At 67.2% G+C, this 26,422-nt stretch carries 27 protein-coding genes; 15 read left to right on the top strand and 12 right to left on the bottom strand.

Features of this window, described 5'->3' with window-relative positions:
* Nucleotides 1–60 precede the first annotated feature (60 nt).
* On the bottom strand, nt 61–870 hold the full coding sequence (locus EV560_RS11500) for a DeoR/GlpR family DNA-binding transcription regulator (protein ID WP_207907994.1): 810 nt from the start codon (nt 868–870) through the stop codon (nt 61–63).
* A gap of 114 nt (nt 871–984) precedes the next feature.
* Here EV560_RS11500 and EV560_RS11495 point away from each other — a divergent pair, with 114 nt between their 5' ends.
* Genes EV560_RS11495 through EV560_RS11480 form a run of 4 tightly spaced genes read left to right on the top strand, consistent with a single transcriptional unit; the run spans nt 985 to nt 4,764 of the window.
* Nucleotides 985–2,118 carry an SIS domain-containing protein gene (locus EV560_RS11495; protein ID WP_131855885.1) on the top strand — a complete coding sequence of 378 codons (1,134 nt, stop codon included), beginning with the start codon at nt 985–987 and terminating at the stop codon, nt 2,116–2,118.
* Nucleotides 2,115–3,155 carry a carbohydrate kinase family protein gene (locus EV560_RS11490; RefSeq protein WP_131855884.1) on the top strand — a complete coding sequence of 347 codons (1,041 nt, stop codon included), beginning with the start codon at nt 2,115–2,117 and terminating at the stop codon, nt 3,153–3,155. Before EV560_RS11495 ends, EV560_RS11490 begins: the two co-directional genes overlap by 4 nt.
* A 35-nt stretch (nt 3,156–3,190) precedes the next feature.
* Entirely contained in the window at nt 3,191–3,982 is a 792-nt protein-coding gene (locus EV560_RS11485) for a BtpA/SgcQ family protein (RefSeq protein WP_207907993.1), read from the top strand.
* Nucleotides 3,983–4,020: 38 nt separating this feature from the next.
* Nucleotides 4,021–4,764, top strand: coding sequence for an aspartate/glutamate racemase family protein (locus tag EV560_RS11480; protein ID WP_131855882.1), 744 nt, complete (start codon nt 4,021–4,023; stop codon nt 4,762–4,764).
* A gap of 18 nt (nt 4,765–4,782) precedes the next feature.
* Here the strand turns inward: EV560_RS11480 and EV560_RS11475 are convergent, their stop codons facing one another.
* The 5 genes from EV560_RS11475 to EV560_RS11455 are packed head-to-tail and all read right to left on the bottom strand — an operon-like array spanning nt 4,783 to nt 9,463.
* Entirely contained in the window at nt 4,783–5,709 is a 927-nt protein-coding gene (locus EV560_RS11475; RefSeq protein WP_131855881.1) for a polysaccharide deacetylase family protein, read from the bottom strand.
* Nucleotides 5,709–6,509: an ABC transporter permease gene (locus EV560_RS11470; protein WP_131855880.1), complete on the bottom strand. Its 801-nt coding sequence runs from the start codon at nt 6,507–6,509 to the stop codon at nt 5,709–5,711. The genes EV560_RS11475 and EV560_RS11470 overlap by 1 nt, the downstream gene beginning before the upstream one ends.
* Nucleotides 6,506–7,342, bottom strand: coding sequence for an ABC transporter permease (locus EV560_RS11465; RefSeq protein WP_131855879.1), 837 nt, complete (start codon nt 7,340–7,342; stop codon nt 6,506–6,508). The genes EV560_RS11470 and EV560_RS11465 overlap by 4 nt, the downstream gene beginning before the upstream one ends.
* The gene (locus EV560_RS11460; RefSeq protein WP_131855878.1) at nt 7,339–8,409 is read right to left on the bottom strand and encodes an ABC transporter ATP-binding protein; all 1,071 of its coding nucleotides are present in this window, start codon (nt 8,407–8,409) and stop codon (nt 7,339–7,341) included. The genes EV560_RS11465 and EV560_RS11460 overlap by 4 nt, the downstream gene beginning before the upstream one ends.
* A 4-nt stretch (nt 8,410–8,413) precedes the next feature.
* Nucleotides 8,414–9,463, bottom strand: coding sequence for an ABC transporter substrate-binding protein (locus tag EV560_RS11455; protein ID WP_131855877.1), 1,050 nt, complete (start codon nt 9,461–9,463; stop codon nt 8,414–8,416).
* 298 nt (nt 9,464–9,761) lie between these two features.
* Here EV560_RS11455 and EV560_RS11450 point away from each other — a divergent pair, with 298 nt between their 5' ends.
* From EV560_RS11450 to EV560_RS11415, 8 genes are all read left to right on the top strand, one after another.
* Complete coding sequence (locus EV560_RS11450) at nt 9,762–10,475, top strand: GntR family transcriptional regulator (protein WP_131855876.1); 714 nt, start codon at nt 9,762–9,764, stop codon at nt 10,473–10,475.
* A 3-nt stretch (nt 10,476–10,478) separates the two neighbouring features.
* Nucleotides 10,479–11,222: a maleate cis-trans isomerase family protein gene (locus EV560_RS11445; protein ID WP_131855875.1), complete on the top strand. Its 744-nt coding sequence runs from the start codon at nt 10,479–10,481 to the stop codon at nt 11,220–11,222.
* An 8-nt stretch (nt 11,223–11,230) separates the two neighbouring features.
* Complete coding sequence (gene hydA, locus EV560_RS11440) at nt 11,231–12,628, top strand: dihydropyrimidinase (protein WP_131855874.1); 1,398 nt, start codon at nt 11,231–11,233, stop codon at nt 12,626–12,628.
* Nucleotides 12,629–12,768: 140 nt separating this feature from the next.
* Nucleotides 12,769–14,376, top strand: coding sequence for an ABC transporter substrate-binding protein (locus EV560_RS11435; protein ID WP_131855873.1), 1,608 nt, complete (start codon nt 12,769–12,771; stop codon nt 14,374–14,376).
* 55 nt (nt 14,377–14,431) lie between these two features.
* Nucleotides 14,432–15,385, top strand: coding sequence for an ABC transporter permease (locus EV560_RS11430; protein WP_131855872.1), 954 nt, complete (start codon nt 14,432–14,434; stop codon nt 15,383–15,385).
* A 4-nt stretch (nt 15,386–15,389) separates the two neighbouring features.
* On the top strand, nt 15,390–16,277 hold the full coding sequence (locus EV560_RS11425; protein ID WP_131855871.1) for an ABC transporter permease: 888 nt from the start codon (nt 15,390–15,392) through the stop codon (nt 16,275–16,277).
* The gene (locus EV560_RS11420) at nt 16,274–17,311 is read left to right on the top strand and encodes an ABC transporter ATP-binding protein (protein ID WP_131855870.1); all 1,038 of its coding nucleotides are present in this window, start codon (nt 16,274–16,276) and stop codon (nt 17,309–17,311) included. The genes EV560_RS11425 and EV560_RS11420 overlap by 4 nt, the downstream gene beginning before the upstream one ends.
* Complete coding sequence (locus EV560_RS11415; RefSeq protein WP_131855869.1) at nt 17,308–18,312, top strand: ABC transporter ATP-binding protein; 1,005 nt, start codon at nt 17,308–17,310, stop codon at nt 18,310–18,312. Before EV560_RS11420 ends, EV560_RS11415 begins: the two co-directional genes overlap by 4 nt.
* A 185-nt stretch (nt 18,313–18,497) precedes the next feature.
* Here EV560_RS11415 and xerD read toward each other — a convergent pair whose 3' ends face one another.
* Both xerD and EV560_RS11405 read right to left on the bottom strand, forming a co-directional pair.
* Nucleotides 18,498–19,430: a site-specific tyrosine recombinase XerD gene (gene xerD / locus EV560_RS11410; RefSeq protein WP_131855868.1), complete on the bottom strand. Its 933-nt coding sequence runs from the start codon at nt 19,428–19,430 to the stop codon at nt 18,498–18,500.
* Between the two features lie 10 nt (nt 19,431–19,440).
* A complete protein-coding gene (locus EV560_RS11405; RefSeq protein WP_131855867.1) occupies nt 19,441–19,587 on the bottom strand; it encodes a histidine kinase in 147 nt (48 codons plus the stop codon).
* A gap of 156 nt (nt 19,588–19,743) precedes the next feature.
* Between EV560_RS11405 and EV560_RS11400 the strand changes: the two genes are divergently transcribed.
* The 3 genes from EV560_RS11400 to EV560_RS11390 are packed head-to-tail and all read left to right on the top strand — an operon-like array spanning nt 19,744 to nt 22,808.
* A complete protein-coding gene (locus tag EV560_RS11400) occupies nt 19,744–20,331 on the top strand; it encodes a shikimate kinase (RefSeq protein ID WP_131855866.1) in 588 nt (195 codons plus the stop codon).
* A gap of 8 nt (nt 20,332–20,339) precedes the next feature.
* On the top strand, nt 20,340–21,497 hold the full coding sequence (gene aroB, locus EV560_RS11395; protein ID WP_131855865.1) for a 3-dehydroquinate synthase: 1,158 nt from the start codon (nt 20,340–20,342) through the stop codon (nt 21,495–21,497).
* Nucleotides 21,498–21,515: 18 nt separating this feature from the next.
* On the top strand, nt 21,516–22,808 hold the full coding sequence (locus EV560_RS11390; protein WP_131855864.1) for an HlyC/CorC family transporter: 1,293 nt from the start codon (nt 21,516–21,518) through the stop codon (nt 22,806–22,808).
* Nucleotides 22,809–22,909: 101 nt separating this feature from the next.
* On the opposite strand, the gene EV560_RS11385 is transcribed toward EV560_RS11390, so the two are convergent.
* The 4 genes from EV560_RS11385 to EV560_RS11370 form a co-directional block, all read right to left on the bottom strand.
* Nucleotides 22,910–23,500, bottom strand: coding sequence for a TetR/AcrR family transcriptional regulator (locus tag EV560_RS11385; protein ID WP_131855863.1), 591 nt, complete (start codon nt 23,498–23,500; stop codon nt 22,910–22,912).
* A 6-nt stretch (nt 23,501–23,506) separates the two neighbouring features.
* The gene (locus EV560_RS11380; RefSeq protein WP_131855862.1) at nt 23,507–23,980 is read right to left on the bottom strand and encodes a nuclear transport factor 2 family protein; all 474 of its coding nucleotides are present in this window, start codon (nt 23,978–23,980) and stop codon (nt 23,507–23,509) included.
* Nucleotides 23,981–24,044: 64 nt separating this feature from the next.
* A complete protein-coding gene (locus EV560_RS11375; protein ID WP_131855861.1) occupies nt 24,045–24,380 on the bottom strand; it encodes a DUF1330 domain-containing protein in 336 nt (111 codons plus the stop codon).
* A gap of 132 nt (nt 24,381–24,512) precedes the next feature.
* The gene (locus EV560_RS11370) at nt 24,513–26,327 is read right to left on the bottom strand and encodes a glucan ABC transporter ATP-binding protein/ permease (RefSeq protein ID WP_131856211.1); all 1,815 of its coding nucleotides are present in this window, start codon (nt 26,325–26,327) and stop codon (nt 24,513–24,515) included.
* Between the last annotated feature and the right edge of the window lie 95 nt (nt 26,328–26,422).

The following is a 26,422-nucleotide window of genomic DNA, read 5'->3' as shown; positions in this document are numbered from 1 at the left end:
GTAGAAACGAAAATTATCGCAAGTGTAAAACTTAGTCAGGCAACGATGAATTTCGCGCCCTCATGCCACCACGATGCGCAGGCCGGCCTGCTCCAGTGCCTGAATATCGGCCGCGGCTGCGCCATTGTCGGTGACGAGCATGTCGGCCTGCTCGAGCGAGGCGATGCGCGCGCTCCCAACATGGCCGATCTTGCCGTGATCGGCGACGAAAATGACGCGCAGGGCCGAGGCGATCATCGCCTGCTTGATCTCGGCCTCCTCCCAGTTGCCGTTGGTGAAGCCGCGGGTCGCCTCCACGCCGGCGCAGCACAGAAAAGCGGCGTCCGCATTGATTTCGCGCAGCAAATGCGTGCCGAAGGGCGAGATCAGGCTGCGTGAATTGGCGTTGCGGCCGCCGCGCTTCAGCCGGCCGCCGGTGACGATGACGGTGATGCCCTGATGCGGCTGGAGGGCGCCGGCGATGTCGAGATTGTTGGTGACCACGACAACGTCGGTGAGCGTCTTCGGCAGCGCCTGGGCCAGGGCCAAAGTCGTCGTGCCGGAATCGAGGATGATCGTCTCGCCGTCGCGGACGAGGCTGGCGGCGACCTCGGCGATGCGCTCCTTTTCCTCGGAGAAAGACTGGCTCGGCAGATCGAGCGGGCGCTCGAAGCGGGCGGGGCGCAGGGCCATGGCGCCGCCGCGGACCCTGCGGACCAGGCGCCGTTTCTCCAGGGCGTCGAGATCGGCGCGGATGGTCACGGCGGAGACGCCAAGCTCGTCGGAGAGCGTCGTCACCTCGACCACGCCCTTGTCGGCGAGCATTTCGAGGATGCGCTCCTGCCGCGGCGGGATGCGGTCCTTGGCGGGGTCGTGCGGCTGCATATTCATTGGGCTTCGCTTCGTCTTGCGTTTTGATATAGAATGAAGGATATCGAAAGTCAGTAGCGCCGCTATCGAGTGCGTCGCCCCCGATCACCCGTCCGAACGCAGGGTATCCCGAGAATGGTCGACCAGAGCCAGGAATTTAAGAAGCTGAAGCGTGAATCCTCCTCGGATGCGCCCGGAGATCCGGAGCGCTTCCGCCGGGTGGAGCTGACCAATCTGGAGATGATGGCGCAGGGCCAGGCGATCTCGCGCACGCTGGAGACCACGGCAGAGACGGTCCAGCGCATCGCGGCCGAGATGAAGGACAGGCCGCTGCGCCGGATCGTCATGATCGGCTGCGGCGATTCCTGGATCTCGGGGCAGGGCGTGCGGCTTGCGGTCGAGCGCGTGCTCGGCGTGATCTGCGAGCCCTACGAGGCCTTCGATTTCGAACAATACGGGCTCTCGACCGTCGACGAGGCGACGCTGGTCATCGGTCTCAGCTCCAGCGGCAACACGGCTCCGGTCACCGCGGGCCTGAAGGGCGCGCAGGCGAAGGGCGCCTATGTCGTCGGGCTCACCAACACCGCGACCGCGCCGATGATGCGCGACTTTCCCAACGCGCTCCTGATCCAGGCGACACGCGGCGGCTGGCCGACGCAGTCGAGCACCGCCGCCATGGCGCTCAAGATCGCGCTGGCGCTCGCCATCGCCAAGGCGCGCGGCCGTGGCGAAGGTGATGCGCCCGGCCTTGCCGCTGATCTCGCTGCGCTTCCGGCGCTGATCGACAGCGTATCCACCGGCTTCTACGAGCGGACCGCGGCGCTCGGGAACGAACTGGCGCGGGCCGAGTTCGTGCTGCTCACCGGCGCCGGCCCCCATTTCGCCCCGGCCGCCTTCGGTGCCGCCAAGCTCAAGGAATTGGCGCCGATCCATGCCAGCGCCCTCCCGCTGGAGGAGTACCATCACTATCGCACCCAGAAGGCGGGCGATCCGATGTTCCTGATCGCGCCCGACGAGGCGAGCCACCAGCGCGCGCTGGAGACGGCGATCGTCGGCAAGGGCGTTGGCGGCCATACCATCGCGCTGGTGCCCGAGGGCGAGACTGCGATCAGCGCCCAGGTTGCCCATGCCTGGCACCTGCCGCCGGTGCGCGTCGAATTGGCGCCGCTGGTTTACAGCGTGCCGCTGCATCTCTTCTCCTACCACGTCACCAAGGCGCGCGATGCGCTCGGCCTGGGTGCGCCACAGCTCGGCGGCCTCGCGGCGTGAGGCCGGAGCTCGTCACCGTCGGCGGGCTGACTGTCGACAACGTCATCTCGTCGGACGGGACGGTGGCCCTGGCGCGCGTGGGCGGCAACGCCGCCTATTCCGCCGTCGGGGCGCTCTGCTGGGCCGAGAGCGTCGGCCTCGTCAGCGTCGCGGTCTCGACCTACCCGGCCGATGCGCTGGCGACGCTGCGCGCCAACGGCATCCTGCTCGACGGCGTCGTCTCGGCCGATGCGGCGCTCGAAAGCTGCAACTGGTTCATCTACGACGAACAGGGCGAGCGCCACGAGCGGCTGCGCAGCACGCCGGGCGAACTCGCCGAGGCGGGCTTCGACACCAAGCGACTGACGCCCGAGGAGGTCGCGCGCTGGCAGGATCTGCTGCGCCGGCGCGAGAGGCCCGGCGAGCTGAGCTATTCCGAGTTCCGCGACACGCATCCGCTGGTGCCCGAGCAGGTGCCGCCATCCTATCTGGAGGCGCGCGGCGTGCATCTCGCGCCCTGCCGGCCGGTCGTGCTGCGCGGCATGCTGCCCCTGTTCAACAGCCGCGGCATGGTGGTGACGCTCGATGCCGGCTGGCAGCTCGCGGAGCTCAGCCTCGACGAGATCGCGCCCTTTCTCGCCGAGGTCGATGCCTTCCTGCCGAGCGAAGTCGAGCTGCGCGCCATCCTGCCGGATATGGGGCTGGAATCGGCGCTCGCGCTCCTGGCCGCGCATTGCCGCGGCAGCGTCGCCGTCAAGCTCGGCGGCAAGGGCTCGCTGGTCTGGGACAGGCAGGTCGGCAGGGCGGTCGCCGTGCCGATCCTGCCGACGCAGGCCGTCGACCCGACCGGCGCGGGCGATTCCTTCTGCGGCGGCTTTCTTGCCGGGCTGGTCGAGACCGGCGACCTGGTCAAGGCCGCCTGTTTCGGCACCGCCTCGGCCTCGCGGATCGTCAGCCGCTTCGGCGCCGACGGCGCCTTGCCCTTCGATCGACAGACGAGCCGCCACCAGCTCGACAGCCTTTTCGCTACGATGAGCCGGGCCGCCCCGGCCGCCTGACCATCTCCTTCCAATCCCAAGCCATGGGAGCGCCCGTGTCCCTCCGCGTCTTCTCGCCCAAGCCCCTCGTCATCGCAGCCTTGCACCTGCCGGATTTCGCCCGCTCGCGCGGGACGAGCATGGCGGCCTACGAGGACTATGTCGCGACCAATGCGAAGGTCTTCGCGGAAGCCGGCGTGCCCTATATCAAGCTGCAGGACGCGACGCGCGAGTCGGGGCGGGCCGCAGCCGATTCCATCGCGATGACCGCTGCGCTCGCCCGGTTTCTCCGCGCCGAAGTGCCGGATATCGGGCTCGGCATCATCATCGAGGCCCATGATCCCGTCGCGGCGCTCTCGGTGGCGCATGCGTCGGGCGCCGATTTCGTCAGGCTCAAGGTCTTCGTCGGCGGCGTGATGACGGCACAGGGACCACGCAACGGCATGGGCGCGCAGGCGGTCGCTTTCCGTGCTGTGCTCGGCCGGCAGGACATCGCCATCCTCGCCGATGTGCATGACCGCACCGCCGTGCCGCTCTCGTCGGAGACGCCGGAATTCGCCGCCGAATGGGTCCAGAAGACCGGCGCCGACGGGTTGATCATCACCGGCTCAGACTTTCCGGATTCGCTTGCCCGCATCCGCAAGGCGCGCGCGAGCGGCATCAAGCGGCCAATCCTGCTCGGCGGCAGCGTCACGGAGGGCAATGTCGGCGAGGCGCTCTCGGTCTGCGACGGCGTCATCGTCAGCACCGCGCTGATGCGCAAGGACGCCAAACCCGGCGACGTGCTGCGCTGGGACATCGACCTGACCCGCCGCTTCATGGACGCGGCCCGCGCCAGCCGGATCTGACCATTGCCAAGTGCCGGTGGGCATCGCAGGGATAGGCGATGCGCATCCTGCTCCTGAACCCCAACACCACCGAGGCGATCACGCAGCGCCTGCTCGCTGCGGCCAAGAGCGTGGCCGCGCCCGGGACCGAGATCGTGCCGCTGACGGCCCCTCGCGGCGTGCCCTATATCGCGACCCGGGCCGAAGCGCAGATCGGTGGCGCGATCGCGCTCGAAATGCTGGCCGAGCATCACGACAAGGTCGATGCGGCGGTGATCGCCGCCTTCGGCGATCCCGGCCTGATGGGTGCGCGCGAGCTTTTCGACATTCCGGTGATCGGCATGGCGGAGGCGGCGATGCTGACCGCCTGCATGCTCGGGCGGCGCTTCGCCATCGTCACCTTCGCCCGCGCGCTCGGACCCTGGTACGCGGAATGCGTCGAGATGCACGGGCTCACCGGCCGCTGCGCCGGCATCCGCATGCTCGACGAGAGCTTCGCCGACATCGCCGACGTGCAGGAGGAGAAGGAGGCGGTGATCGTTCAGCTGGCGCAGCGCGCCGTGCTCGAGGACGAGGCCGATGTCGTCATCCTTGCCGGCGCGCCGCTGGCGGGACTGGCCGCGAAAGTGGCTGAGCGTATCCCGGTGCCGGTCGTCGACCAGATGGGCGCGGCGCTGAAGCAGGCCGAGGCGCTGGTGGCGCTGAGGCCGCGCAAGGCGAGCGCGGGGACCTTCCGGCGGCCGGCGCCGAAGCCGACGAAGGGCCTGGCGGACGCGCTGGCGGGGCGGATCGAGCATCGTTGAACCCGGCACGCCCGGGCCTCAGCGGCCAGGGATGAGATCCTCGCGCCCGATCGCCTTCAGCCAGTGCAGCGCGATCTCGTCCCGGCGGGCGAACCAGACACCGGATTTCGCCGCCGTATGCGCGAGGAAGCGCTCCAGCCCGCCGATGCGCCCCGGTCGTCCAATGATGCGCAGGTGCAATCCCACGGACAGCATGCGCGGCGCGTTCGCTCCCTCCTCGTAGAGCCGGTCGAACGCGTCGATGCAGTAGCGCGCGAAATCATCGCCGAAGACGAAGCCGCCGCCGCGCTGGAATCGCATGTCGTTGGTGTCGAAGGCATAGGGCAACACGAGATGATCGCTGCCATCGACATCGACGAGGAAGGGCAGGTCGTCGTTGTAGTCGTTGGAATCGTAGAGGAAGCCACCATGCTCCTTGAGCAGGCGGCGCGTATTGGTCGAGGTCGCGGAACGCGTGTGCCAGCCGCGAGGCGGCGTGCCGGCGGCCTCGGTGATGGCCTTGACCGTCAGCGCGATCGCCTCGCGCTCGGTCGCCTCGTCCATATGGGCGTGGCGCTCCCAGCGCCAGCCATGGGCCGCGACCTCATGGCCGTCAGCGACGCCTTCCTGCGCCAGCCAGGGCGAGATGGCGAGCGCGCGGCCATTGGCGTTCAGCGTGGATCGGACGCCATAGCGCTGCAGCAGCTCGCGGATGCGCGGCCAGCCGGCGCGGGTGCCGTACTCGAAATGCGATTCCATGCAGAGATCGCGGACGCCCGCGATCTCCTCCTGGACCTCGTAGACGCTCTCGTTGCGCTCGTCGCCCTGGCTGAGGGTGAGTTCCGCGCCTTCCTCGACATTGACGACGACGGAGACGGCAAGACGGGCATCATTCGGCCAGCGGATCGTGGGCGGGTTGCCGCCATAGCCGCGGAAATCGCGGTCGGTCCTGGTGCCGGGAAACATCAGAGATCGACCATGCGGCGCAGGCCGACCAGCCGGTCGCCGACGACGAGCACAGCGACGGCGAGCAGGATCAGCAGGGTCGAGATGGCGGCGATGGTGGGATCGGGGCTTTCCTCGACATATTGCAGCATCTGAATGGGCAAGGTCTTGGTCCAGGCGTCGGTGAAGAAGATCGAGATCGGATAATTATCCATGGACGCGAGGAAAGCGAACATGCCCGAGGTCAGGAAGGCCGGCGCCAGCGAAGGCACCAGGACTTTCATGATCGCCCTGGGATAGGACAGGCCGAGCGTGCGCGCCGCGTCGATGAGGGTGAAGTCGAAGAGCGAGAGCGCCGCGTAAACCGTGCGGATGACATAGGGCAGCGTGATCACGACATGAGCGAGGATCAGGCTTGCCCAGACATCACGCAGCCCGGCGGCGCGAAACGTCTCCAGCATGGCGATGCCGATGACGAGGCCCGGCAGCATCAGCGGCGAGACCAGGAAGGTGACGACCGCATCGCGCCCGCGAAAGTCGCCGCGCAGCAAGCCGATGGCGCAGAGCGTGCCGAGCGCGAGCGCGATCACGGTCGAGAGCGCCGCGAGCTGCACTGAGGCGAGCACGACCGGCCAGAGCTCACGCGAGCGGCCGAGCGCCTGATACCAGCGCAGCGACCAGCTCGGCGCCGGCAAGGTGAAGACCGCGCTCGAGCCGAAGGAGACTGCGACCGTGACCACGAGCGGCGTCAGCAGGAAGATGACGGTCGCGGCGGCGAGCAGCCAGACGACGAAGGAGGCGACGCGTTCGACGGCGGTCACGATGCGCCTCCCAGCCGCTTCGAGAGCGCGGCGCTGGCCACCACGACGGCGACGGTCAGCACCAGCAGCACAACCGCGGTGGTCGAGCCCAGCTGTTCGTTGCGCATGAACAGGAAGGAGCGGCCGGTCATCGTCGCCAGCGTCTGGAAGCGGTCGCCGATCAGCAGGTTCGGGATGACATACATCGAGGCCGCCATCGAGAAGACGAAAGCGATGCCGGTGACGATGCCGGGCAGCGAGAGCGGCAGCGCGACCTTGAAGAAGCGGTAGACCGGCGAGGCGCCGAGCGTCGCCGCGGCCTCGCCGAGGCGCGGATCGATCAGCTTCAGCACCGAATAGATCGGCAGGATCATAAAGGGCACGAAGACGTTTGCAGCGCCGATGACCAGCCCGGCCTCGGTGAAGAGCAGGCGCTGCGGCTCGTCCCAGAGGCCGATGCCGGTCATGATCTGGGAAACGACGCCGTCGCGCCGGAGCACGATCTGCCAGGCGAAGGCCTTGACCACGACGCCGACCGAGAGCGGCAGGATGATCGCGACGAGGATCAGGGCCTGGGCCAAGCCCTTGGCACGGGCGAGCGCCAGCGCCGTCGGATAGCCGATGACCAGGCAAAGCAAGGTGACGAGGACGGCGATGCGGATCGTGTTGCCGATCACGATCCAGCTGAAGCCGTCCGAGAAGAAGCCGATGAAGGGCGCGAGCGAGGGCGCGCCGCCGGCGAGCATGCTGCGACCGAGCAGGACGAGCAGCGGGATGCCGTAGACCAGCGCGAGATAGAGCACCGCCGGCACGGCCAGCAGCAGGACGGGGTCGAAGCGGCCGGCCTTGCTCATGCCGCCAGATCCGGCGCCGGATAGACCAGCGTGTCCTCGACGTCCCAGGAGAGATCGAGCCTGGTTCCCGGCCCGGCCTGCGCCGGGAGGATTGGCGCCTCGGCCAGGATTTGCCCGCCTGCGGGCGCGGCGAAATGGAGCTGCACGCGCGCGCCCTGGAAGGCGGCATCGGCAAGCGCAGCCTCGATGCGGTTGGCCTTGGCTTCGCCGATGGCGATGCGCTCAGGCCGAACGCCGACGAGCACGGCGCTGCCGGGGATGAAATTCGCCCTCGCGCGGATCGGACCGGCCGCGGTCTCGATCTCGACCATGCCGTCGGCGGCCCTTACGACCTTGCCGGGAAGCTGTGTCGAGAGGCCGACGAAGCCGAGTGCGAAGGGCGTCGCCGGGCTGTGGTAGATCTCGGCCGGCGTGCCGAGCTGTTCGATCCGGCCGCGATGCATCACCGCGATCCGGTCCGACATGGTCAGCGCCTCGTCCTGGTCGTGGGTGACGAAGATCGCGGTAGTGCCGACCTCGCGCAGGATGCGCTTCAGATCGATCTGCATCGCCTCGCGCAGCTTGCGGTCGAGCGCCGAGAATGGCTCGTCGAGCAGCAGCAGCTTGGGGCCGACGGCGAGCGCGCGCGCTACCGCGACGCGCTGCTGCTGGCCGCCGGAGAGCGCCTTGATCGAGCGTCCGGCGAAGGCGCTCATCTGCACGAGGCCTAGATATTTGGTGACCGCAGGCGCGATCGCGTCCTTGGCCGCGCCGCGCGCCTTGAGCCCGAAGGCGACGTTCTCGGCGACGCTGAGATGCGGGAAGAGCGCGTAGTTCTGGAAGACGACGCTGACATCCCGCCTGTGCGGCGGGCGCCTGGTGATGTCCTCGCCATCGAGGGCGACCTTGCCCTGGTCGGGCGTCATCAGCCCGGCGACGATGCGCAGCAAGGTGGTCTTGCCGCAGCCCGAGGGGCCGAGCAGCGAGATGAACTCGCCGCGGCCCATCGAGAGGTCGACACCGTCGAGCACGGTGGCGGCGCCAAAAGTCTTCGCCGCACCCGATACGGAGAGGAAGCCGGACTTCATCCGATCAGATCGCCATCTCGCGGTCCCAGCGCTTGATCCAGTCGTTGCGCTGCTTGGCGACATTCGCCCAGTCGATCTGGTGGATCTTCACGTCGGCGCCCAGGCCCTCCGGCTTCGGCACGGCCTTGTTGGTGGCAAGCGAGAAGGTCGGGCCGGCGAGCTTGCTCTGGAAGTCGGCGCCGAGCATCTCGTTGACATAGGCGAAGGCGAGCTCGGCCTGCGGCGCGCCCTTGATCACGGCGATGCCCGACGGCATGGCGAAGACGCCTTCCTTGGGAGCGGCGAGGTCGATCGGCGCGCCGGCTGCCTTGCGCTCCAGCGCATAGGACGACATCGCCGGGCCGATCATATAGGCCTCGCCCTGCTCGAGCAGATTATAGGCCTGCGGCTGCTGAGTGTAGATCGTCAGCAGGTTCGGCTTCAGCGCGGCGAGCTTCTTGAAGCCGGCATCGGTGTCCTTCTGCACGGCCTCCATCGAGCCGCCGGCGAGCAGCCCGGCGACGAAGAGCGCCGGCAGGCCTTCGGTGTTTTGCAGCGAGGGGATGATGATTCGGCCCTTGTACTTGGCGTCGAACATCTCGGCCCAGGAGGCCGGCGGGGCCTTCATCGTCGACTTGCCGTAGGCGACGCCGAGCCAGGGCTGGAGATAGTTCGCCCACATCCCGTCCATATGCGTCGAGCCGGGCACGAGATCGGCGAGGTTCGGCGCCTTGGCCGGGGTCAGCGGATCGAGCAGGCCTTCCTGGACGGCGAGGATCATGACCGGATCGTCCATCTGGACGACCGACATGTACTGGCTGCCCTTGTTCTTCTGCATCTTCTCCAGATTGACGAGGGAGCGGGTGCCTTCGAAGATCACCTTGCAATTGTATTTCTTCTCGAAGGCCGGGATGACGACTTGCTCGACCCAGGGCTTGTGGCCGGCAGCGCCGCCGACGACGAGTTCCTTGGTCTGGGCGCGCAGGACGGCCGGCATGGCGACCATGGCCGCCGCCGCAGTGCCGGCCCTGAGGAGCGAGCGGCGGCTCAGCCTGCCGTTGAGAAGCATATCCATGATCCGGCCTCACGAGTTCGCCGCGCTCCGGAAACGGCGCGGATGTTTTGCCTTGAGCAACGGCCGTGCCAACTCAGTCGAGCGGATGGAGAAACCGGTAATGCCAATGAAAACAGATGCATAAGGGATGAAGTGCGGTGCGGCGTGGGGACGCTTGCCGCCATCGACGCATCATTCGGGGCGCTAATTTTGTGCACAATCGCTGACAGAATGTGCATCACGCCGGGCCAATTGGCGCTAGACTTGCAAGGGTTCGGCGCCGCCTTCACATGGCGCGCGACTGCGATGAAGTTGGCTCATGAACGAAGCTGAGATTCACGGAATCCTCTCCCGGCTGCTGCTGGCCGGAAAGCTGCCTGGCGGGGTGAAGCTGGGCGAGCACCGGCTCGCCGACCTGTTCGGCGTCAGCCGCGAGCGCATCCGCAAGGTGCTGCACCGGCTCGGCCATGAGCGGCTGCTGGAGATCGTCAGGAATCGCGGCGCCTTCACTATCGAGCCCGACCTGCGCGAGGGTCGCGTCGTCTATGAGGCGCGCCGAATCCTGGAAAGCGGCATGGCCGCGCATCTCGCCGACAATCTCACGCAGGCGCAGGTCGAGCGCCTGCAGCAGCATGTCGACGCCGAGGCCGATGCCCTGCGCCGCGGCGATCAGGCGACCTGGCAGGCGCTGTCGGCCGAATTCCATTTCCTCCTGGCCGAGATGACCGGCAACCCGATCGTCCAGCGCCAGGCGCACGAGCTGATCAGCCGCACGCTGATGCTGGTGAAGCGCTACGAGACCACCGCCGGCTCGGCCTGCGGCTGCGAGGAGCATCGCGCCATCTTCCGCGCCCTGGCCGGGCGCGAGCGCGGCAAGGCGGTGAAGGCGATGAACAATCACCTCTCGCTGGTCGAGACGCGGCTCAGGCCGATCGTCTGCGTGGAGGAGGGGCCTTCGCTGGACAATCTGCTTGCCGAGGAGATCGCGGCTTATCGCGGTGTCAATGGCGGCACGCTGTCGGCGGCGGAGTAGGCGATGCTGCGGATCGGAATGCTGACTCCGTCCTCGAACACCGTTCTCGAGCCGGTGACGAGCGCGATGCTGGCTGGAGTCGATGGCATCAGCGCCCATTTCAGCCGCTTCAAGGTGACTGAGATCGCACTCGATCAGCAGGCGCTCGCCCAATTCGACGACAGCGAGATCCTGCGTGCGGCCGAGCTGCTTGCCCACGCCAAGGTCGATGTCATCGCCTGGAACGGCACGTCGGCGAGCTGGCTCGGCATCGCGCGCGACCGGGCTCTGGCCGAGCGCATCACGGCCGCGACCGGCATCCGCGCCAGTACCTGCATCCTGGCGCTGCTCGGTATCCTCGGCCGCATCGGCGCCGTCAGCCAGGGCCTGGTCTCGCCCTATACCGACGATGTGCAGGCCCGCATCGTCGAGACCTTCGCCGCTGCCGGCGTAAGCTGCCCGGCCGAGCGCCATCTCGGCATCCGCGACAATTTCTCCTTCGGCACGGTCGAGGAGGAGACCATCGGCGGGATGATCCGCGAGGTCGCGGCGGCCGGGCCGGACGCGGTCACCATCCTGTGCACCAATATGAATGGTGCCCGCATCGCCGCGGAGCTCGAGCGGGAGAACGGGCCGCTCCTGCTCGATTCCGTCGCCGTCACGCTCTGGGGCTGCCTCGCCGCGCTTGGCCAGCCGATGGAGGATTTCGCCCGCTGGGGCCGCCTGTTTCGCGACCCGCGCCTGACATCGCCCCCGCAAGCCAAGTGAGACCGCAAATGCCTGCTTTCGACCTGATCATCCGGAACGGCAGGCTCGCCACGGCCAGCGACAGCTATGTCGCCGATATCGGCATTCGGGACGGGCGCATCGTCGCGATCGGCGAGGCGCTGGCCGGCGCCGAGGAGGTGATCGACGCGACCGGCAAACTGGTCCTGCCCGGCGGCATCGACAGCCATGTCCATATCTCGCAGCCATCGGGTCCGGGCATCGTCATGGCCGACGATTTCGAGAGCGCGACGCGGGCGGCGGCCTTCGGCGGCAACAGCACCGTGATGCCCTATTGCCTGCAGCAGAAGGGCCAGTCGCTGCGCGCAGCGCTTTCCGACTATCACGCGCTGGCACTAGGCAATTGCCATGTCGACCATTCCTTCCATCTGATCGTCTCCGACCCGACTGAAAGCGTGCTTGGCCAGGAGCTGCCGGCGCTGTTCGCCGACGGCTACACCTCCTTCAAGGTCTTCATGACCTATGAGGGCATGGCGCTCGACGATTACGAAATGCTGAGCGTGCTCGAAGTCGCGCGCGAGGCCGGCGCCCTGGTGCAGATCCACGCCGAGAACTACGACGCGATCCGCTTCCTCACCGACCGGCTGGAACGCGCGGGCAAGACCGCGCCGCATTTCCATGGCCGCTCGCGGCCGATCCCGGTCGAACGCGAGGCCACGCACCGCGCGATCTCGCTGGCCGAGCTGATCGACGTGCCGATCATGATCGTTCATGTCTCCAACCGCGAGGCGATGGAGGAGATCCGCCGGGCGCAGGCACGCGGGCTCAAGGTGATGGGCGAGACCTGCCCGCAATATCTCGTGCTGACCGAGGCCGACATGGAGCGGACCGGGATGGAGGGCGCGAAATATGTCTGCTCGCCGCCGCCGCGCGACCTCGCCTCGCAGCAGGCCTGCTGGGAAGGGCTGCAGCAGGGCGTCTTCTCGGTCTTCTCGTCCGACCATTGCCCGTTTCGCTACGAGGATGAGGCCGGCAAGTTGGCGCCGAAGGGCCGCTCCTCCTTCCGCTGGGTGCCGAACGGCATCCCCGGCATCGAGACGCGGCTGCCGATCCTGTTCTCGGAGGGGGTGGTCAAGGGCCGGATCAGCCTCGAACGCTTCGTGGCACTGACTGCAACCAACCATGCCAGGATCTATGGCTTGCCCAACAAGGGCTCGATCGCCGTGGGCTACGATGCCGATATCGCGATCTGGGATCCCGAGCTGAAACGGCCGATCCGCCAGGCCGATCTGCATCATGGTGTCGACTATACACCCTATGAAGATCTCGAGATCACCGGTTGGCCTGTATCCCTGCTGGTCCGCGGTCGCCTGGTCGTGCGTGACGGCATGCTGAGCGACACGACGAAGCTGGGGCGCCATCTGCAGCGGACCAGACCGCTCGTCTAGGTCTCCGCAACAGGCCTGAGGGATCTCCCGCAACGGTACCATCGAGCGCAATGTGCAGGGTGGCGGCCATAGCTGCCTCCGAGAGCGGCAGAATCGGCACGAAGCTTGCTACGCCGGAACCACGCCAATTGGAGGGTTCTATGCGCCGATCTTTTCTGAAGACCGCCTTCGTCCTCGCCATCCTGCCCGCCCTGCACGGAGCCGCCTTGGCGCAGGGCACGCTGCGGATCGGGATGACGGCATCCGACATCCCGCTGACGACCGGCCAGGCCGACAATGGCGGCGAGGGCATGCGCTTCATGGGCTATACGGTCTATGACGCGCTGATCAACTGGGACCTGTCGAGCGCTACCAAGCCCTCCGACCTCGTGCCGGGCCTCGCCCTGAGCTGGGGCCTCGATCCCGCGGACGCGACCAAGACCAAATGGATCTTCAAGCTCCGCCCCGACGTGAAATTCCATGACGGCTCGACTTTCACCGCGGACGCAGTGGTCTGGAACCTCGACAAGCTGCTGAAGAACGAGGCCGCGCAATTCGACCAGCGCCAATCGGCGCAGGGCAAGTCACGCATTCCGGCGGTCGCGTCTTACCGCGCCGTCGAGCCGCTGACGCTGGAGATCGTCACCAAGTCGCCCGACGCGACGCTGCCGTACCAGTTGGCGTGGATCCTGATGTCTTCGCCCGCCAACTGGGAGAAGCAGGGCAAGAGCTGGGACAATGTCGCCAAGTCGCCCTCGGGCACCGGCCCGTGGAAGCTGACGAGCTTCGTTCCGCGCGAGCGCGCCGAGCTGGCACCGAACCCCGACTATTGGGACAAGCCTCGCGTGCCCAAGCTCGACAAGCTCGTGCTGGTGCCGCTGCCGGAGGCCAATGCCCGCGTCGCCGCCCTGCGCTCCGGTCAGGTCGACTGGATCGAGGCGCCGGCTCCCGACGCGGCGAAGTCGTTGACCTCGGCCGGCTTCAAGATCGTCACCAATGCCTATCCGCATAACTGGACCTGGCATCTTTCGCGCGCCGAGGGCTCGCCCTGGAACGATATCCGCATCCGCAAGGCGGCCAATCTCGCGGTAGACCGCGACGGCATGAACGAGCTGCTGGCGGGCATGATGATCCCGGCCGAGGGCTTTTATCCGCCGGGCCACCAATGGTTCGGCAAGCCCAAGTTCAAGCTCGAATACAAGCCGGACGAAGCCAAGAAGCTGATGAAGGAAGCCGGCTATACGCCGGAGAAGCCGCTTGTCACCAAGATCCTGATCTCGCCCTCGGGCTCCGGCCAGATGCAGCCGCTGCCGATGAACGAGCTGGTGCAGCAGAATCTCGCCGATATTGGCATCAAGGTCGATTTCGAGGTGGTCGAGTGGAACCAGCTCATCAACATCTGGCGCGCCGGCGCCAAGGATGCGAGCTCCCGCGGCGGCACGGGCATGAACTACACCTATTTCATCCAGGACCCGTTCACCGGCTTCATTCGCCATCTCCAGTGCAATCTCACGCCGCCGGCCGGCACCAACTGGGGCTATTACTGCGATCCGGAGATGGACAAGCTCTTCGACCAGGTCCGCAACACGTTCGATCCGAAGGAGCAGTCCGCGATCCTGCAGAGGATCCACGAGAAATATGTCGACGAGGCGCTGTTCCTGATGGTCACGCACGACGTCAACCCGCGCGCGATGAGCGCCAAGGTGAAGGGCTTCGTCCAGGCGCAGAACTGGTTCCAGGACTTCTCGCCGATCACGATGGACAAGTGAGAACGCGATGGCGCGGCCGCCTCGCGCGGCTGCGCCCGTCGCCGGGAGGTGATCCTTGCTCCTCTACGCCCTGAAGCGCCTCGTCTATGTGCTGCCCGTCGCTTTCGGCGTCAGTATCGTCTGCTTCCTGCTCGTCCATCTCGCGCCGGGCGATCCGCTGACGGCGATCATGCCGATCGACGCGACCGCCGCGCAGCAGGCCGAGATGCGCGCCGCCTATGGCTTCGACAAGCCGCTGCCGGTGCAATACGGAATCTGGCTCTGGAAGGTGCTGCATGGCGATCTCGGCGCCTCCATCGCATCGGGCCGTCCGGTCGTCAGCGAGGTCGGCCGCGCCGTCGGCAACTCGCTGATCCTGGCCTCGCTCGCGACGCTGATCGGCTTCGGCTTCGGCACCTTCTTCGGCTTCGTCGCCGGCTATTTCCGCGGCAGCCTGCTCGACCGGCTCGCCTCGCTGGTCTCGATCCTCGGCGTCAGCGTGCCGCATTACTGGCTCGGCATGGTGATGGTGATCGTCTTCTCCGCCTTGCTCGGCTGGCTGCCCTCGACAGGGGCGGGGCCCGGCGGCTCGACCGCCTGGAAATTCGACTGGGAGCACCTGCGCTATATCATCCTGCCGGCGATCACGATGTCGGCCATCCCAATGGGCATCATCGCCCGGACCGTGCGAGCGCTCGTCGCCGACATCCTCTCGCAGGACTTCGTCCAGGCGCTCAGGGCCAAGGGCATGGGCGAGTGGGATGTCTTCAAGCATGTCGTGCGCAATGCGGCGCCGACCGCGCTCGCCGTCATGGGCCTGCAGCTCGGCTATCTGCTCGGCGGCTCGATCCTGATCGAGACCGTCTTCGCCTGGCCGGGGACCGGCTTCCTGCTCAACACCGCGATCTTCCAGCGCGACCTGCCGCTGCTGCAGGGCACGATCCTCGTGCTCGCGCTCTTCTTCGTCGGTCTCAACCTGATCGTCGACGTGCTCCAGACCGCGCTCGATCCGCGCATCCAGCGAGGCTAACCGCATGACCGCAATCGACGCAGGCGCGATCGTCACCGTCACCCCGGTCAAGAGCGAGGGCTATTGGACGAGCGTCGGCCGCAGGCTGGTGCGCGACCCTGTCGCCATGATCGCGCTCGCCGTGATCCTGGTCATCGTGCTCGCCGCGATCCTGGCGCCCTATATCGCGCCGGCCGATCCGTTCCGTGGCTCGATGGTGCGGCGCCTCAGGCCCATCGGCACGCCCGGTTACCCGCTCGGCACCGACGAGCTCGGGCGCGATCTGCTCAGCCGCCTGATCTATGGCGGCCGGCTCTCGCTCTTCATGGGCGTGACGCCGGTCATCCTCGCCTTCGTCGTCGGCTCCTCGATCGGCATTTTCGCGGCCTATGTCGGCGGCTGGATCAACACGGTGGTGATGCGCGTCATCGACGTGTTCTTCGCCTTCCCCTCGGTGCTGCTGGCGATCGCGCTTTCGGGCGCGCTGGGGGCCGGCATCCTCAATTCCATCGTCTCGCTGACCGTCGTCTTCGTGCCGCAGATCGCCCGCATCGCGGAATCGGTCACGACCCAGACCCGCAATCGCGATTTCGTCGAGGCTGCGCGAATATCGGGAGCCAGCATGCTGACCATCGTGCGCGTCCATGTGCTCGGCAACGTTCTGGGACCGATCTTCGTCTATGCGACCAGCCTGATCAGCGTCTCGATGATCCTCTCCTCCGGCCTGTCCTTCCTCGGTCTGGGCGTGAAGCCGCCCGAGCCGGAATGGGGCCTGATGCTGAACACGCTGCGCACCGCGATCTACAACCAGCCGCTGGTCGCGGCGCTGCCGGGCGCGATGATCTTCATCACCTCGATCTCGTTCAACCTGTTCTCGGACGGGCTGCGCGGCGCGATGGAGGTGCGGCAATGAGCGACGTGGCGAACGATCCGCGCGACCGTGGCGGCGCCGGTACACCGCTTCTGGACGTGCGCGGCCTGGTCAAGCATTTCGGCGGCAAGGGCGGGCTCTTCGGCAAGCCGAGCGGCGTGGTCCGCGCCGTCGATGGCGTCGATTTCAGTGTCGCCAAGGGCGAGACGCTGGGTATCGTCGGCGAATCCGGCTGCGGCAAGTCGACCACGGCACGGCTCGTCATGCAGATCATCAAGCCTGATGCCGGCGACATCCTGTTCGACGGCGAGAAGGTCGGCTCGGCCGCGCTCGACCTGAAGGCATTTCGCCGGCAGGTCCAGATGGTCTTCCAGGACAGCTATGCCTCGCTCAATCCACGCCTGACCGTCGAGGACACGGTCGCCTTCGGCCCACGCATCCACGGCGCCTCGGCCTCCGCATCGATCGCCAAGGCGCACGACCTGCTCCATCGCGTCGGGCTGGAGCCGCGGCGCTTCGCGGGGCGTTATCCGCACGAAATCTCCGGCGGGCAGCGTCAACGCGTCAACATCGCCCGCGCGCTCTCGCTCGATCCGAGGCTGCTCATCCTCGATGAAGCCGTCTCGGCGCTGGACAAGTCGGTCGAGGCCCAGGTGCTCAACCTGCTGCTCGACCTCAAGCGCGATTTCGGCCTGACCTACATGTTCATCACCCACGACCTGAACGTGGTGCGCTTCATGTCGGACCGGATCATGGTGATGTATCTCGGCAAGGTCGCCGAGGTCGGCCCGTCCGAGCCGATCTTCGAGAAGCCGGGCCACCCCTACACGGCCGCCCTGCTGTCCTCGATGCCGTCCATGGACCCCGACAACCTGACCGAGGAGGCGCCGCTCACCGGCGATCCGCCGAACCCGATCGACCCGCCAAGCGGCTGCCGCTTCCACCCGCGCTGCAGGATGGCCTCTGCGCTCTGCAGCCACGCCGAGCCCGATCTGGCGGAGGCCAGTCCGCAGCATCTCGCGGCCTGCCATCTCGTCGATCCGCAATCCGGCCATCCAAGGTTAGCTGCGGCATGAACAGCACATTGCCACCCATCGTCGAGGCCAAGGACCTGACCGTCGATTTTGCCGCCGGTCGCGGCATGATCCGCGCCGTCTGCGGCGTCGATCTCTCCCTGAAGCCGGGCGAGACCCTGGCGCTGCTCGGCGAATCCGGCTCGGGAAAAAGCGTCACTCTGCGCGCGCTGATGCGGCTGCATCCGAAATCGGCGAAGATCGGGGGCGGAATCCGGGTCGACGGCGAGGACGTGCTGGCGCTCTCGCCCTCGGCCTTGCGCGCTTATCGCGGCAAGACCGTCTCGATGATCTTCCAGGATCCCGGTCTCGCCTTCGACCCGGTCTACCGCATCGGCGACCAGATCGCCGAGACCGTGATGCGGCACGAGGGCGTGTCGCGGGCGGAAGGACGCAGGCGCGGACTCGAGCTGTTCGAGCGCGTCCGCATTCCCTCGCCGGAGCGCCGGCTCGACAATTTCCCGCACGAGATGTCGGGCGGCATGCGCCAGCGCGCCATGATCGCGCTCGCGCTCGCCTGCCGGCCGAAGGTGCTGCTTGCCGACGAGCCGACGACGGCGCTCGACGCCACCGTGCAGATTCAGGTTCTGCTGCTCCTGCGCGAATTGCAGCGCGAGTTCGGCCTCGCCATCGTCTTCGTCACGCATGATATCGGCGTCGCCGTCGAGATCGCCGACCGGATCGCGGTGATGTATGCCGGCCGCATCGTCGAGGGCGGCTCGGTCAGGGATGTCATCGGCAATCCCGCGCATCCCTACACGCGCGGGCTGCTCGCCTCGCGCGCGCATGGTACGCTCGGCAAGGACGAGCGGCTGAAGGCCATTCCCGGCTCGCCTCCCGATCTCGCGGCGCCCCCGCCCGGCTGCGCCTTCGGTCCACGCTGCGAGAGCTTCATCGATCGCTGCGCAGCCGACATACCCGGCAATCTCGTGATTGGAGAGGGACATGCCGCCCGGTGCTTTCGCGCTGGCGGGGCCAATGAGATGGCGCCGCAGCTCTCGTAAGGGGCGAGTCCGGCGTGCGAACCGCTCGCTCCTGCGTACGGATGCGATCGACCCTGCCCAATGCAACGCCACGGCCAAGTCGCCGTCGTTCGGCACTTATTCCTGGACTCGGGATCAATCCTCGCGATTCCGGGATTCCCCACTTTCAGTCTCACCTGTCGTGAGATTCGAGAATTCGAGATCGATCAGCTCTCGTCCGCCAGCGGGTGCAGGTCGCGCACCATGCTTTTCAGGCGCTCGTCGAGGATATGGGTGTAGATCTGTGTCGTCGCGATGTCGGCATGCCCCAGCAATTCCTGCACGACGCGCAGGTCGGCGCCGTTCTGCAGGAGGTGGCTGGCAAAGGCATGGCGCAGCACGTGCGGGCTGAGCGCCAGGGGCGATAGCCCCGCTGCAGCGCCGAGCGTCTTGAGATCGCGGCCGAAGACCTGGCGGGTCAGGTGACCGCTCTCGCCCTCGGAGGGGAAGAGCCAGCGGCCTTCGGCCGCGCCGGCCTGCCGCAATGCATCGAGATAATCCCGGGCGGCCGCGCGCGCCGCCTCGTTCAGCGGCACCAGCCGGTCCTTGTCGCCCTTGCCGCGGACCACGAGGAAGCGCTCGCGCGTTGTCGCCGCCGAGAGCGGCAGTGCGATCAGCTCGGAGACGCGCAGCCCGGTGGCGTAGAGCATCTCGATCAGGCAGCGCATCCTGAGCGCCTTCAGGCGGCTCGCCGGGGAGAGGCCCTCGCGCTCGCAGGCGAGCCGCGCCGTCTCGATCAGCCGGTCGACATCGGCGACCGAGAGGACCTTCGGCAGCGGCCGGCCCTGGCGCGGACCTTCGATCGCGGCGGAAGGGTCGCTGCCCGCCAGCCCCTCGGTGTAAAGGAAGCGGTGGAACTGCCGCACGGCCGAAAGCCGCCGCGCGGCAGACGAGGCTTTCAGCCCGCGCTCCGCCAATTCGCCGAGCCAGGCGCGAATATCGCCGGCGCCGATGGTTTCGAGCCCGCCCCGGCCGGCGACGAATTCGAGATAGTCGTCAAGATCGCGCTCATAGGCTTCGAGCGTGTTCCTGGCCGCGCCGCGCTCGGCCGCGAGCATGTCGAGGAAGGCCGAAAGCCGGGCGCGGGCTTGCCTCGTCATGGCGAGCGGCTCATTTCGGCTGCAGCTTCGCCGGCGGCACGATTTCGACCATGTCGCGCGGCTCGGGCTGGACGAAGGTCACCAGCGCGACCATGCCGCCGAAGATCAGCCCGCCGATGATGGCGAGAAAGGCGATGAACCTGAACAGGGTCGGCACGTGCCGGCGATCCTTTGCAACCTCGTCCCGATTCAGGACATTCCCGGTTATTCCCGATGCGGGGCAGCAGATGCAAGTACATGCACAGTCGCAGCGAGCAGAGGACATGACGTCGCCGGATCGCTCATGCTAGACGGAGCTAAAGGATTTGTTGCGATGACGATTGCCGAGGTTGTTGAGAGCATGGACCGCGACGCGCTGCGCGACGCACTCGGTCAGCGCGCCGTCGTGCTCGTCGGCATGATGGGCTCCGGCAAAAGCTCGGTCGGCCGGCACCTCGCGACCCGGCTCGGCCTGCCCTTCGTCGATGCCGATACCGAGATCGAGACCGCGGCCGGGATGACCATCCCCGAAATCTTCGCCCAGCGCGGCGAGAGCGAGTTCCGCGACGGCGAGCGCCGAGTGATCAGCCGCATCCTGACGACGCGGGCCCCGCTCGTGCTGGCGACGGGCGGCGGCGCCTTCATGAATGCCGAGACGCGTCAGCGCATCGCCGAGCTCGGCATCTCGATCTGGCTCAAGGCCGAGGTCGATGTTCTGATGCGGCGGGTGCGCAAGCGCTCGAACCGGCCCTTGCTGCAGACCGCCGATCCCGAGGCGACGATGCGCCGGATGCTGGCGGAGCGCGAGCCGATCTATGCTCTGGCCGATCTGACGCTGCTGTCGCGCGACGATCCGCACGAGGTCGTGGTCAGGGATGCGATGGCTGCGCTCGATCACCATTTGCGTTCCAGGAACCAGTGAGTGCCGCCATGAGTCCGTCAGCCGCCAAGAATCCGGGCGCCAAGAATTCCGGCGCGCGCATCGTGGTCCCCGTCGCGCTCGAGGGCCGCGGCTACGATATCCATATCGGACGCCACCAGCTCTGCGAGGCCGCCGACCTGATCGCGGCGCTGGCGCCCGGAGCCAAGGCCGCGCTGGTCACCGACGAGCGCGTCGCCGCGCTGCATGCGCAGGCCTTCGAGAACTGCCTGCAGCTCTCCGGCATCAGCGCGACGCGCATCGAGATTCCGCCGGGCGAGGCCTCGAAATCCTATTCGCGCTTCATCACGCTGTGCGACTCGCTGCTCGCCGCCAAGATCGAGCGCAACGATCTCGTCATCGCGTTCGGCGGCGGCGTGGTCGGAGACCTGACCGGCTTCGCCGCGGCCGTGCTCCGGCGCGGCGTGCGCTTCGTGCAGATCCCGACGACGCTGCTGGCGCAGGTCGATTCCTCGGTGGGCGGCAAGACCGGCATCAACTCGCCGCATGGCAAGAACCTGATCGGCGCCTTCCACCAGCCGGCGCTGGTCATCGCCGATACCGCGCTGCTCGACACGCTGAGCGAGCGCGAGTTCAAGGCCGGCTATGCCGAAGTGGTGAAATACGGGCTGATCGACGATCGCGCCTTTTTCGACTGGTGCGAGGCGAACTGGGGCCGGATCATCGCCGGCGGGCCGGAGCGCGATCATGCGGTCGCCGTCTCCTGCAAGGCCAAGGCGGCGATCGTGGCACGTGACGAGCGCGAGGAAGGCGATCGCGCCCTGCTCAATCTCGGCCATACCTTCGCGCACGCGCTGGAGCGGCTCACCGGCTATGATGCGAACCGGCTCGTCCATGGCGAGGCGGTCGCGATCGGGCTTGCGCTCGCCTTCCGCTTCTCGCAGCGGCTCGGCCTCTGCCCCGGACAGGATGCGGTGCGGGTTTCGGCCCATCTCGATGCGGTCGGCCTGCCGAGCCGCCTGTCGCAGGTGCCGGGCGGGGCGGGAAGCGCCGAGGAGATCGTCAGCGCCATGGGCCAGGACAAGAAGGTCAAGCGCGGCGTGCTGACCTTCATCCTGGCGCATGGCATCGGCCGGAGCTTTATCGCGCCCGGCGTCGCTGCCGAGGAGGTCAAGGCCTTCATCGAGACCGAGCTGGCCGCAGCCTGATTTGCAGAACCCGGCGCCATGCTGACGATGGTCAACCCCTTGCTGGCGGAGCTGATCGTCCTCGTCGGTCTCGCGCTCTCGGCCTTCTTCGCCGGGAGCGAGACGGCGCTGACGACGGCATCGCGCGCGCGGCTTTCGGCGCTGGAAAAGGCAGGCGATCGGCGCGCCGGTCTGGTCTTGCGCCTGCTGGCCGATCGCGAGCGGCTGATCGGGGCGCTCCTGCTCGGCAAGATCATCGTCAAGATCGGTACGGTCGCTTTCGCGACCTATGCCCTGGTCGCGCGCTTCGGCGGGATTGGTGCGCTCTATTCGGCGCTCGGGATGGCGCTGCTCGTCATCACCTTCGCCGAGATCCTGCCGCGCATGGCGGTGATCGGGAAGCCGGATCAGGCAGCGCTGCTGCTGGCGCGGCCGGTCTCCTGGACCGTCGCCGTGTTCGGGCCGCTGGCGCGGCTGCTGCAATGGTTCGTCCGGCGCCTGTTCCGGCTGGTCGGCCGCAGGATCGACTCGGCCCGCCCCGTGCTTTCGGCCGACGAGGCGCTGCGCGACCAGGTCGACCTGATGAAGCAGGAGCGCACCGGCCAGAAATCCGACCGCGACATGGTCAGCGGCCTGCTCGACCTGAAGGATCTCGGCGTCGAGGACGTGATGATCCACCGCACCAAGATGCGCTCGATCGATCTCGATATCGGCCCGGAAGCGATCGTGCGCGAGGTGCTGGCCTCGCCCTATACACGCATGCCGCTCTGGCGCGGCAAGCCCGAGAACATCACCGGCATCCTGCACGCCAAGGACCTGCTGCGGGCGCTCGACGCCGCCGATGGCGATGCCGGCAAGCTCGATGTCGCGGCCATCGCCTATACGCCGTGGTTCGTGCCGGTGACGACCTCGCTGCCGGCCCAGCTCAAGGCTTTTCTGGCGCGCAAGACGCATTTCGCGCTGGTCGTCGACGAATACGGCGAGGTGATGGGGCTGGTCACGCTCGAGGACATCCTCGAGGAGATCGTCGGCGACATCCGCGACGAACACGATATCGCGCTGCCAGGCGTGCGCCATCAGAGTGATGGTTCCGTCGTGGTCGATGGCAGCGTGCCGATCCGCGACCTCAACCGGGCGATGGACTGGGAATTGCCCGACGAGGAGGCGACGACGATCGCCGGGCTCGTGATCTTCGAGGCGCGCACGATTCCCGATGCCGGTCAGGCTTTCACCTTCCACGGCTTCAAGTTCGAGGTGGTCAGGAAGAGCCGCAATCGCGTGACATCGTTGCGGATCACGCAATTGCCGCGGCCTCAGGTCGAGGCGGCCTGAGACCCGGCTGGAACGGCAGGCGGATAAGGGCCCGCCACCGAGCCAATGAAGCGAAGCGGAGCTGCTGTTGGATAAAAGCCTCACTGTTTGGCGGCGGGCCCTCACCCCTGCCCGCGCGAACTGCTTTGAGCCGGCCCTAAAGCCAACCGGACCTTCAGATTGGCAAGCAGGCGTCCGAATATCTCGGGATCGTCGAGCGCCCGCGCCAGCACCAGCGCCCCCTGAATGAGGGCGAGGGTCTCCCGCGAGAGCGCGGCCGCCTCCTCGGGAGACCAGCCCGCCCGTTCCAGCGCCCGGGCGAGCGCCCGGTCCCAGTCCGCGAAATAGGCCTTGATGCGTTCCGCGAAGCGATTGCGCGTTTCGGCCAGGGCGAGCGCTCCGACCAGGCAGACGCGCCGGCCCGAGCGAAAATAGGCGTCGACGGCGACCAGCATCTCCGCGACCGCCCGGTTCGGGTCCGGCCCCTCGCGCAGCGGCCTGAAGACCTCGTGCTCGAACCAACCATCGATCTCGTCGAGCACGGCATTGGCCATTTCCTCCTTCCCGCCTGGGAAGAAGTGATAGAGGCTGCCCTTGCCGAGCCCGGTGCGCTCGCCGATCAGGGCGAGGCTGGCCGCCTCGAAGCCGTATTCACGGAAGAGCTCGGCAAGGGGCGGCAGCAGCTCGGTGCGCTCGGCAACGCGTTTGGCCATGAGGCGCTAGAGCCCGAGATCGCTCAGGCTGGGATGATCGGCCGGCCGCGGACCGGACTGGTCCCAGTGGAACTTGCGGTCGGCTTCCGCGATCGGCAGGTCGTTGATGCTGGCGAAACGGCGGGCCATCAGGCCGTTCTCGTCGAATTCCCAGTTCTCGTTGCCATAGGAGCGATACCAATGGCCGGAATCGTCGCGCCATTCATAGGCGAAGCGCACGGCGATGCGGTTGCCGGTGAAGGCCCAGAGCTCCTTGATCAGCCGGTAGTCGAGTTCTCGCGTCCATTTGCGCGCGAGGAAAGCGACGATGGCCGGGCGGCCCTGCAGGAATTCGGCGCGGTTCCGCCAGAGCGAATCCGGCGTGTAGGCGAGGGAGACGCGCTGCGGGTCCCGGCTGTTCCAGCCGTCCTCGGCGGCGCGGACCTTCTTGATCGCAGTCTCTTCGGTGAAGGGTGGCAGCGGCGGGCGACTCTCCGACATATGACGCTCCTGTGTACCAATCGGTAAAATCTTGACCGATTGGTACAGAAGACCTTGTCCGCCGTCAAGCACTCGGGAGCGGAGCGAGCACATCGGTGGCGCGGTGCTCCACTGGCACGCCGTCGATCAGGATGACGTCGCCAATGGAGTTGCCGGTGCGTAGCGGCAGGATCGCGCGATAGGCCGGCGAAGCGTACCAGGCGCCGGCGCTGGCCCGGTCCGGGAATTCGATGACGATCAGGTCGCCCGCCCAATCGCCCTCCAGCCGTTTCGGCTTGTCGCCATGGATCAGGAAGCGGCCGCCAAATGGCGCCAGCGTGGCGTCGATCCCTTCCAGGTAGGCGACGATATCCGGCCCGAGATTGACCGATTTCAGAATGGCGACGCCGTAGGCTTTCATGGCTCTTCTCCTCGGCGGCTGCGTGCCGCGATGGAGAGATGCTGCACGCGGCGCGGCATGAAAGCGATTACCTGTCCGGTAATCCTGGCTCGCCCTGTTGCCGCGTGATCGCACTCGGCGCGGCGTCGCCGCTCACTCGACGCCGATCTTCTGGGCCAGCGGGCTCGCGCCTTCCGCTGGCGTTCCGGCGGGTTTGTCGCTGACGAGATATTGCGCCCGCGCCAAGGCTGCGAAGCGGCCGCCCTTGGCGACGAGTTCGTCGAAGGAGCCCATCTCGATGACCTTGCCCTGCTCGAAGACGAGGATGCGGTTGGCATTGCGGATGGTGGCGAGGCGGTGGGCGATGACGAAGGTGGTGCGGCCCTTCATCACCTCGTCGAGCGCCTTCTGCAGCTTGACCTCGGTGGCGGCGTCGAGCGCCGAGGTCGCCTCGTCGAGGATGAGGATCGGTGGGTTCTTGAGGAGTGCGCGCGCGATCGAGAGGCGCTGGCGCTCGCCGCCCGAGAGGGTGCGGCCGCGCTCGCCGACCAGCGTGTCGAGCCCGTCCGGCTGGCGCGCCATCACCTCGGTCGCCTGGGCGCGATCGAGCGCCTCCATCATCTCGGCATCGGTCGCGTCGGGCTTGCCGACGGTGAGATTCTCGCGGATCGAGCGGGCGAAGAGCATCGGCTCCTGGAAGACGACGCCGATATTGCGGCGCAGGCTCAGGAGCGAGATCTCGCGGATATCGCTGCCATCGGCGAGGATACGGCCCGATTGCGGGTCGAAGGCGCGGTGCAGCAGGCCGAGCGTGGTCGACTTGCCCGAGCCGGTCGAGCCGACGATGGCGATGGTCTCGCCGGGCTGGACCTCGAAGGAGACGTCGGCGATGGCGGCGCGCTTGCCGTCATAGGAGAACGAGACGTTGTCGAAGGCGATGGCGCCCGCGAGCCGGCCGGCGTCCCTGGCGTTGGGCAGGTCGCGCACCTGCGGGGCGGTGTCGAGCACCTCGAAGAACTCGCGCATCTTCGGGGCCTGCATGAAGATGAAGTTCACGAAGGCGACGATCTGCTCGAGCCTGCCGACCAGCATGGTGGCGAAGCCCATGAAGGTGACAATCTCGCCGACCGTGGTCTGTCCGTGCATCAGGAGCCAGGTGCCGACGACGAAGATCGCCAGCACGGTCAGCGTCGCCGAGGCGCGGGTCGCCACCGCCGCGACCGCCCACCAGGTCAGGACCGGCAGCTGGGCATCGAGCAGGCTGGTGATGGTGTTGCGCAGGCCGCGCACCTCGGCCTCGATCCGGGTGAAGCTCTGAATCACCGGCACGTTGCCGAGCGCGTCCGAGGCGCGCTCGGCAAGGCTGGAATGGTAAGCCTCGACATTGCTCTGCAGCTTGTCGGTCTTGCGCAGCACATAGGCCGTCAGCGAGCCGAAGAGCACGACCAGGCTGATCAGCAGCAGGCCGAGCTGCCAGTTCTTCCAGAGCGTGAAGGGCAGCAGGATGAAGAGCGCGACGAAGCTGGCGCAATGCTCGCGGAAGAAGGAGAGCCAGAGAGCCCACATGGCGCTGGCGCCTTCCAGCATCACTTTGAGCACCCGGCCGGAATGGGTCTGCGTGTGATAGGCCAGCGGCAGCGTCAGCGCGTGCTCGAAATATTTGGCCATCACCGCGAGGCGCCGGCGATGGGCGAGCTTATCGGCATGGAGCGCGACAAAGACGCCGGCAGCGATGTTGAACAGGCCGAAGCCGATCCAGGCGGCGATCAGGCCGCTTATCGCCCCCCAGGTCGGGCGCTCCCCTGCGGTCTGGATCGTCGTCAGCTTGTCGATCAGCGCGCCGAACAGCATCGGCTCGGCGAAGGCGGCCGCCGCGAGCAGGATGTTGGCAAAAGCCAGGATGAGGCCGAGCCGCCTTTCGGGGCCGAGCTCGCCGAGGACGCGGGCATAGATCGCAAGCAGAGACATGGACATCAGCTTTATCCGACCGCAAGCCTGGAGCAAGACCTCACCCTTAACGCTTCCATCAACCGCAAATCCCTGTCGTCAAGGCTGCGCGACGT

This window comes from Allobosea sp. BK604 (genome assembly GCF_004341515.1).
Taxonomy (GTDB): domain Bacteria; phylum Pseudomonadota; class Alphaproteobacteria; order Rhizobiales; family Beijerinckiaceae; genus Allobosea.
Note: the sequence above shows the minus strand (reverse complement) of the source record. Positions and strands in the feature narration are given on the sequence as shown.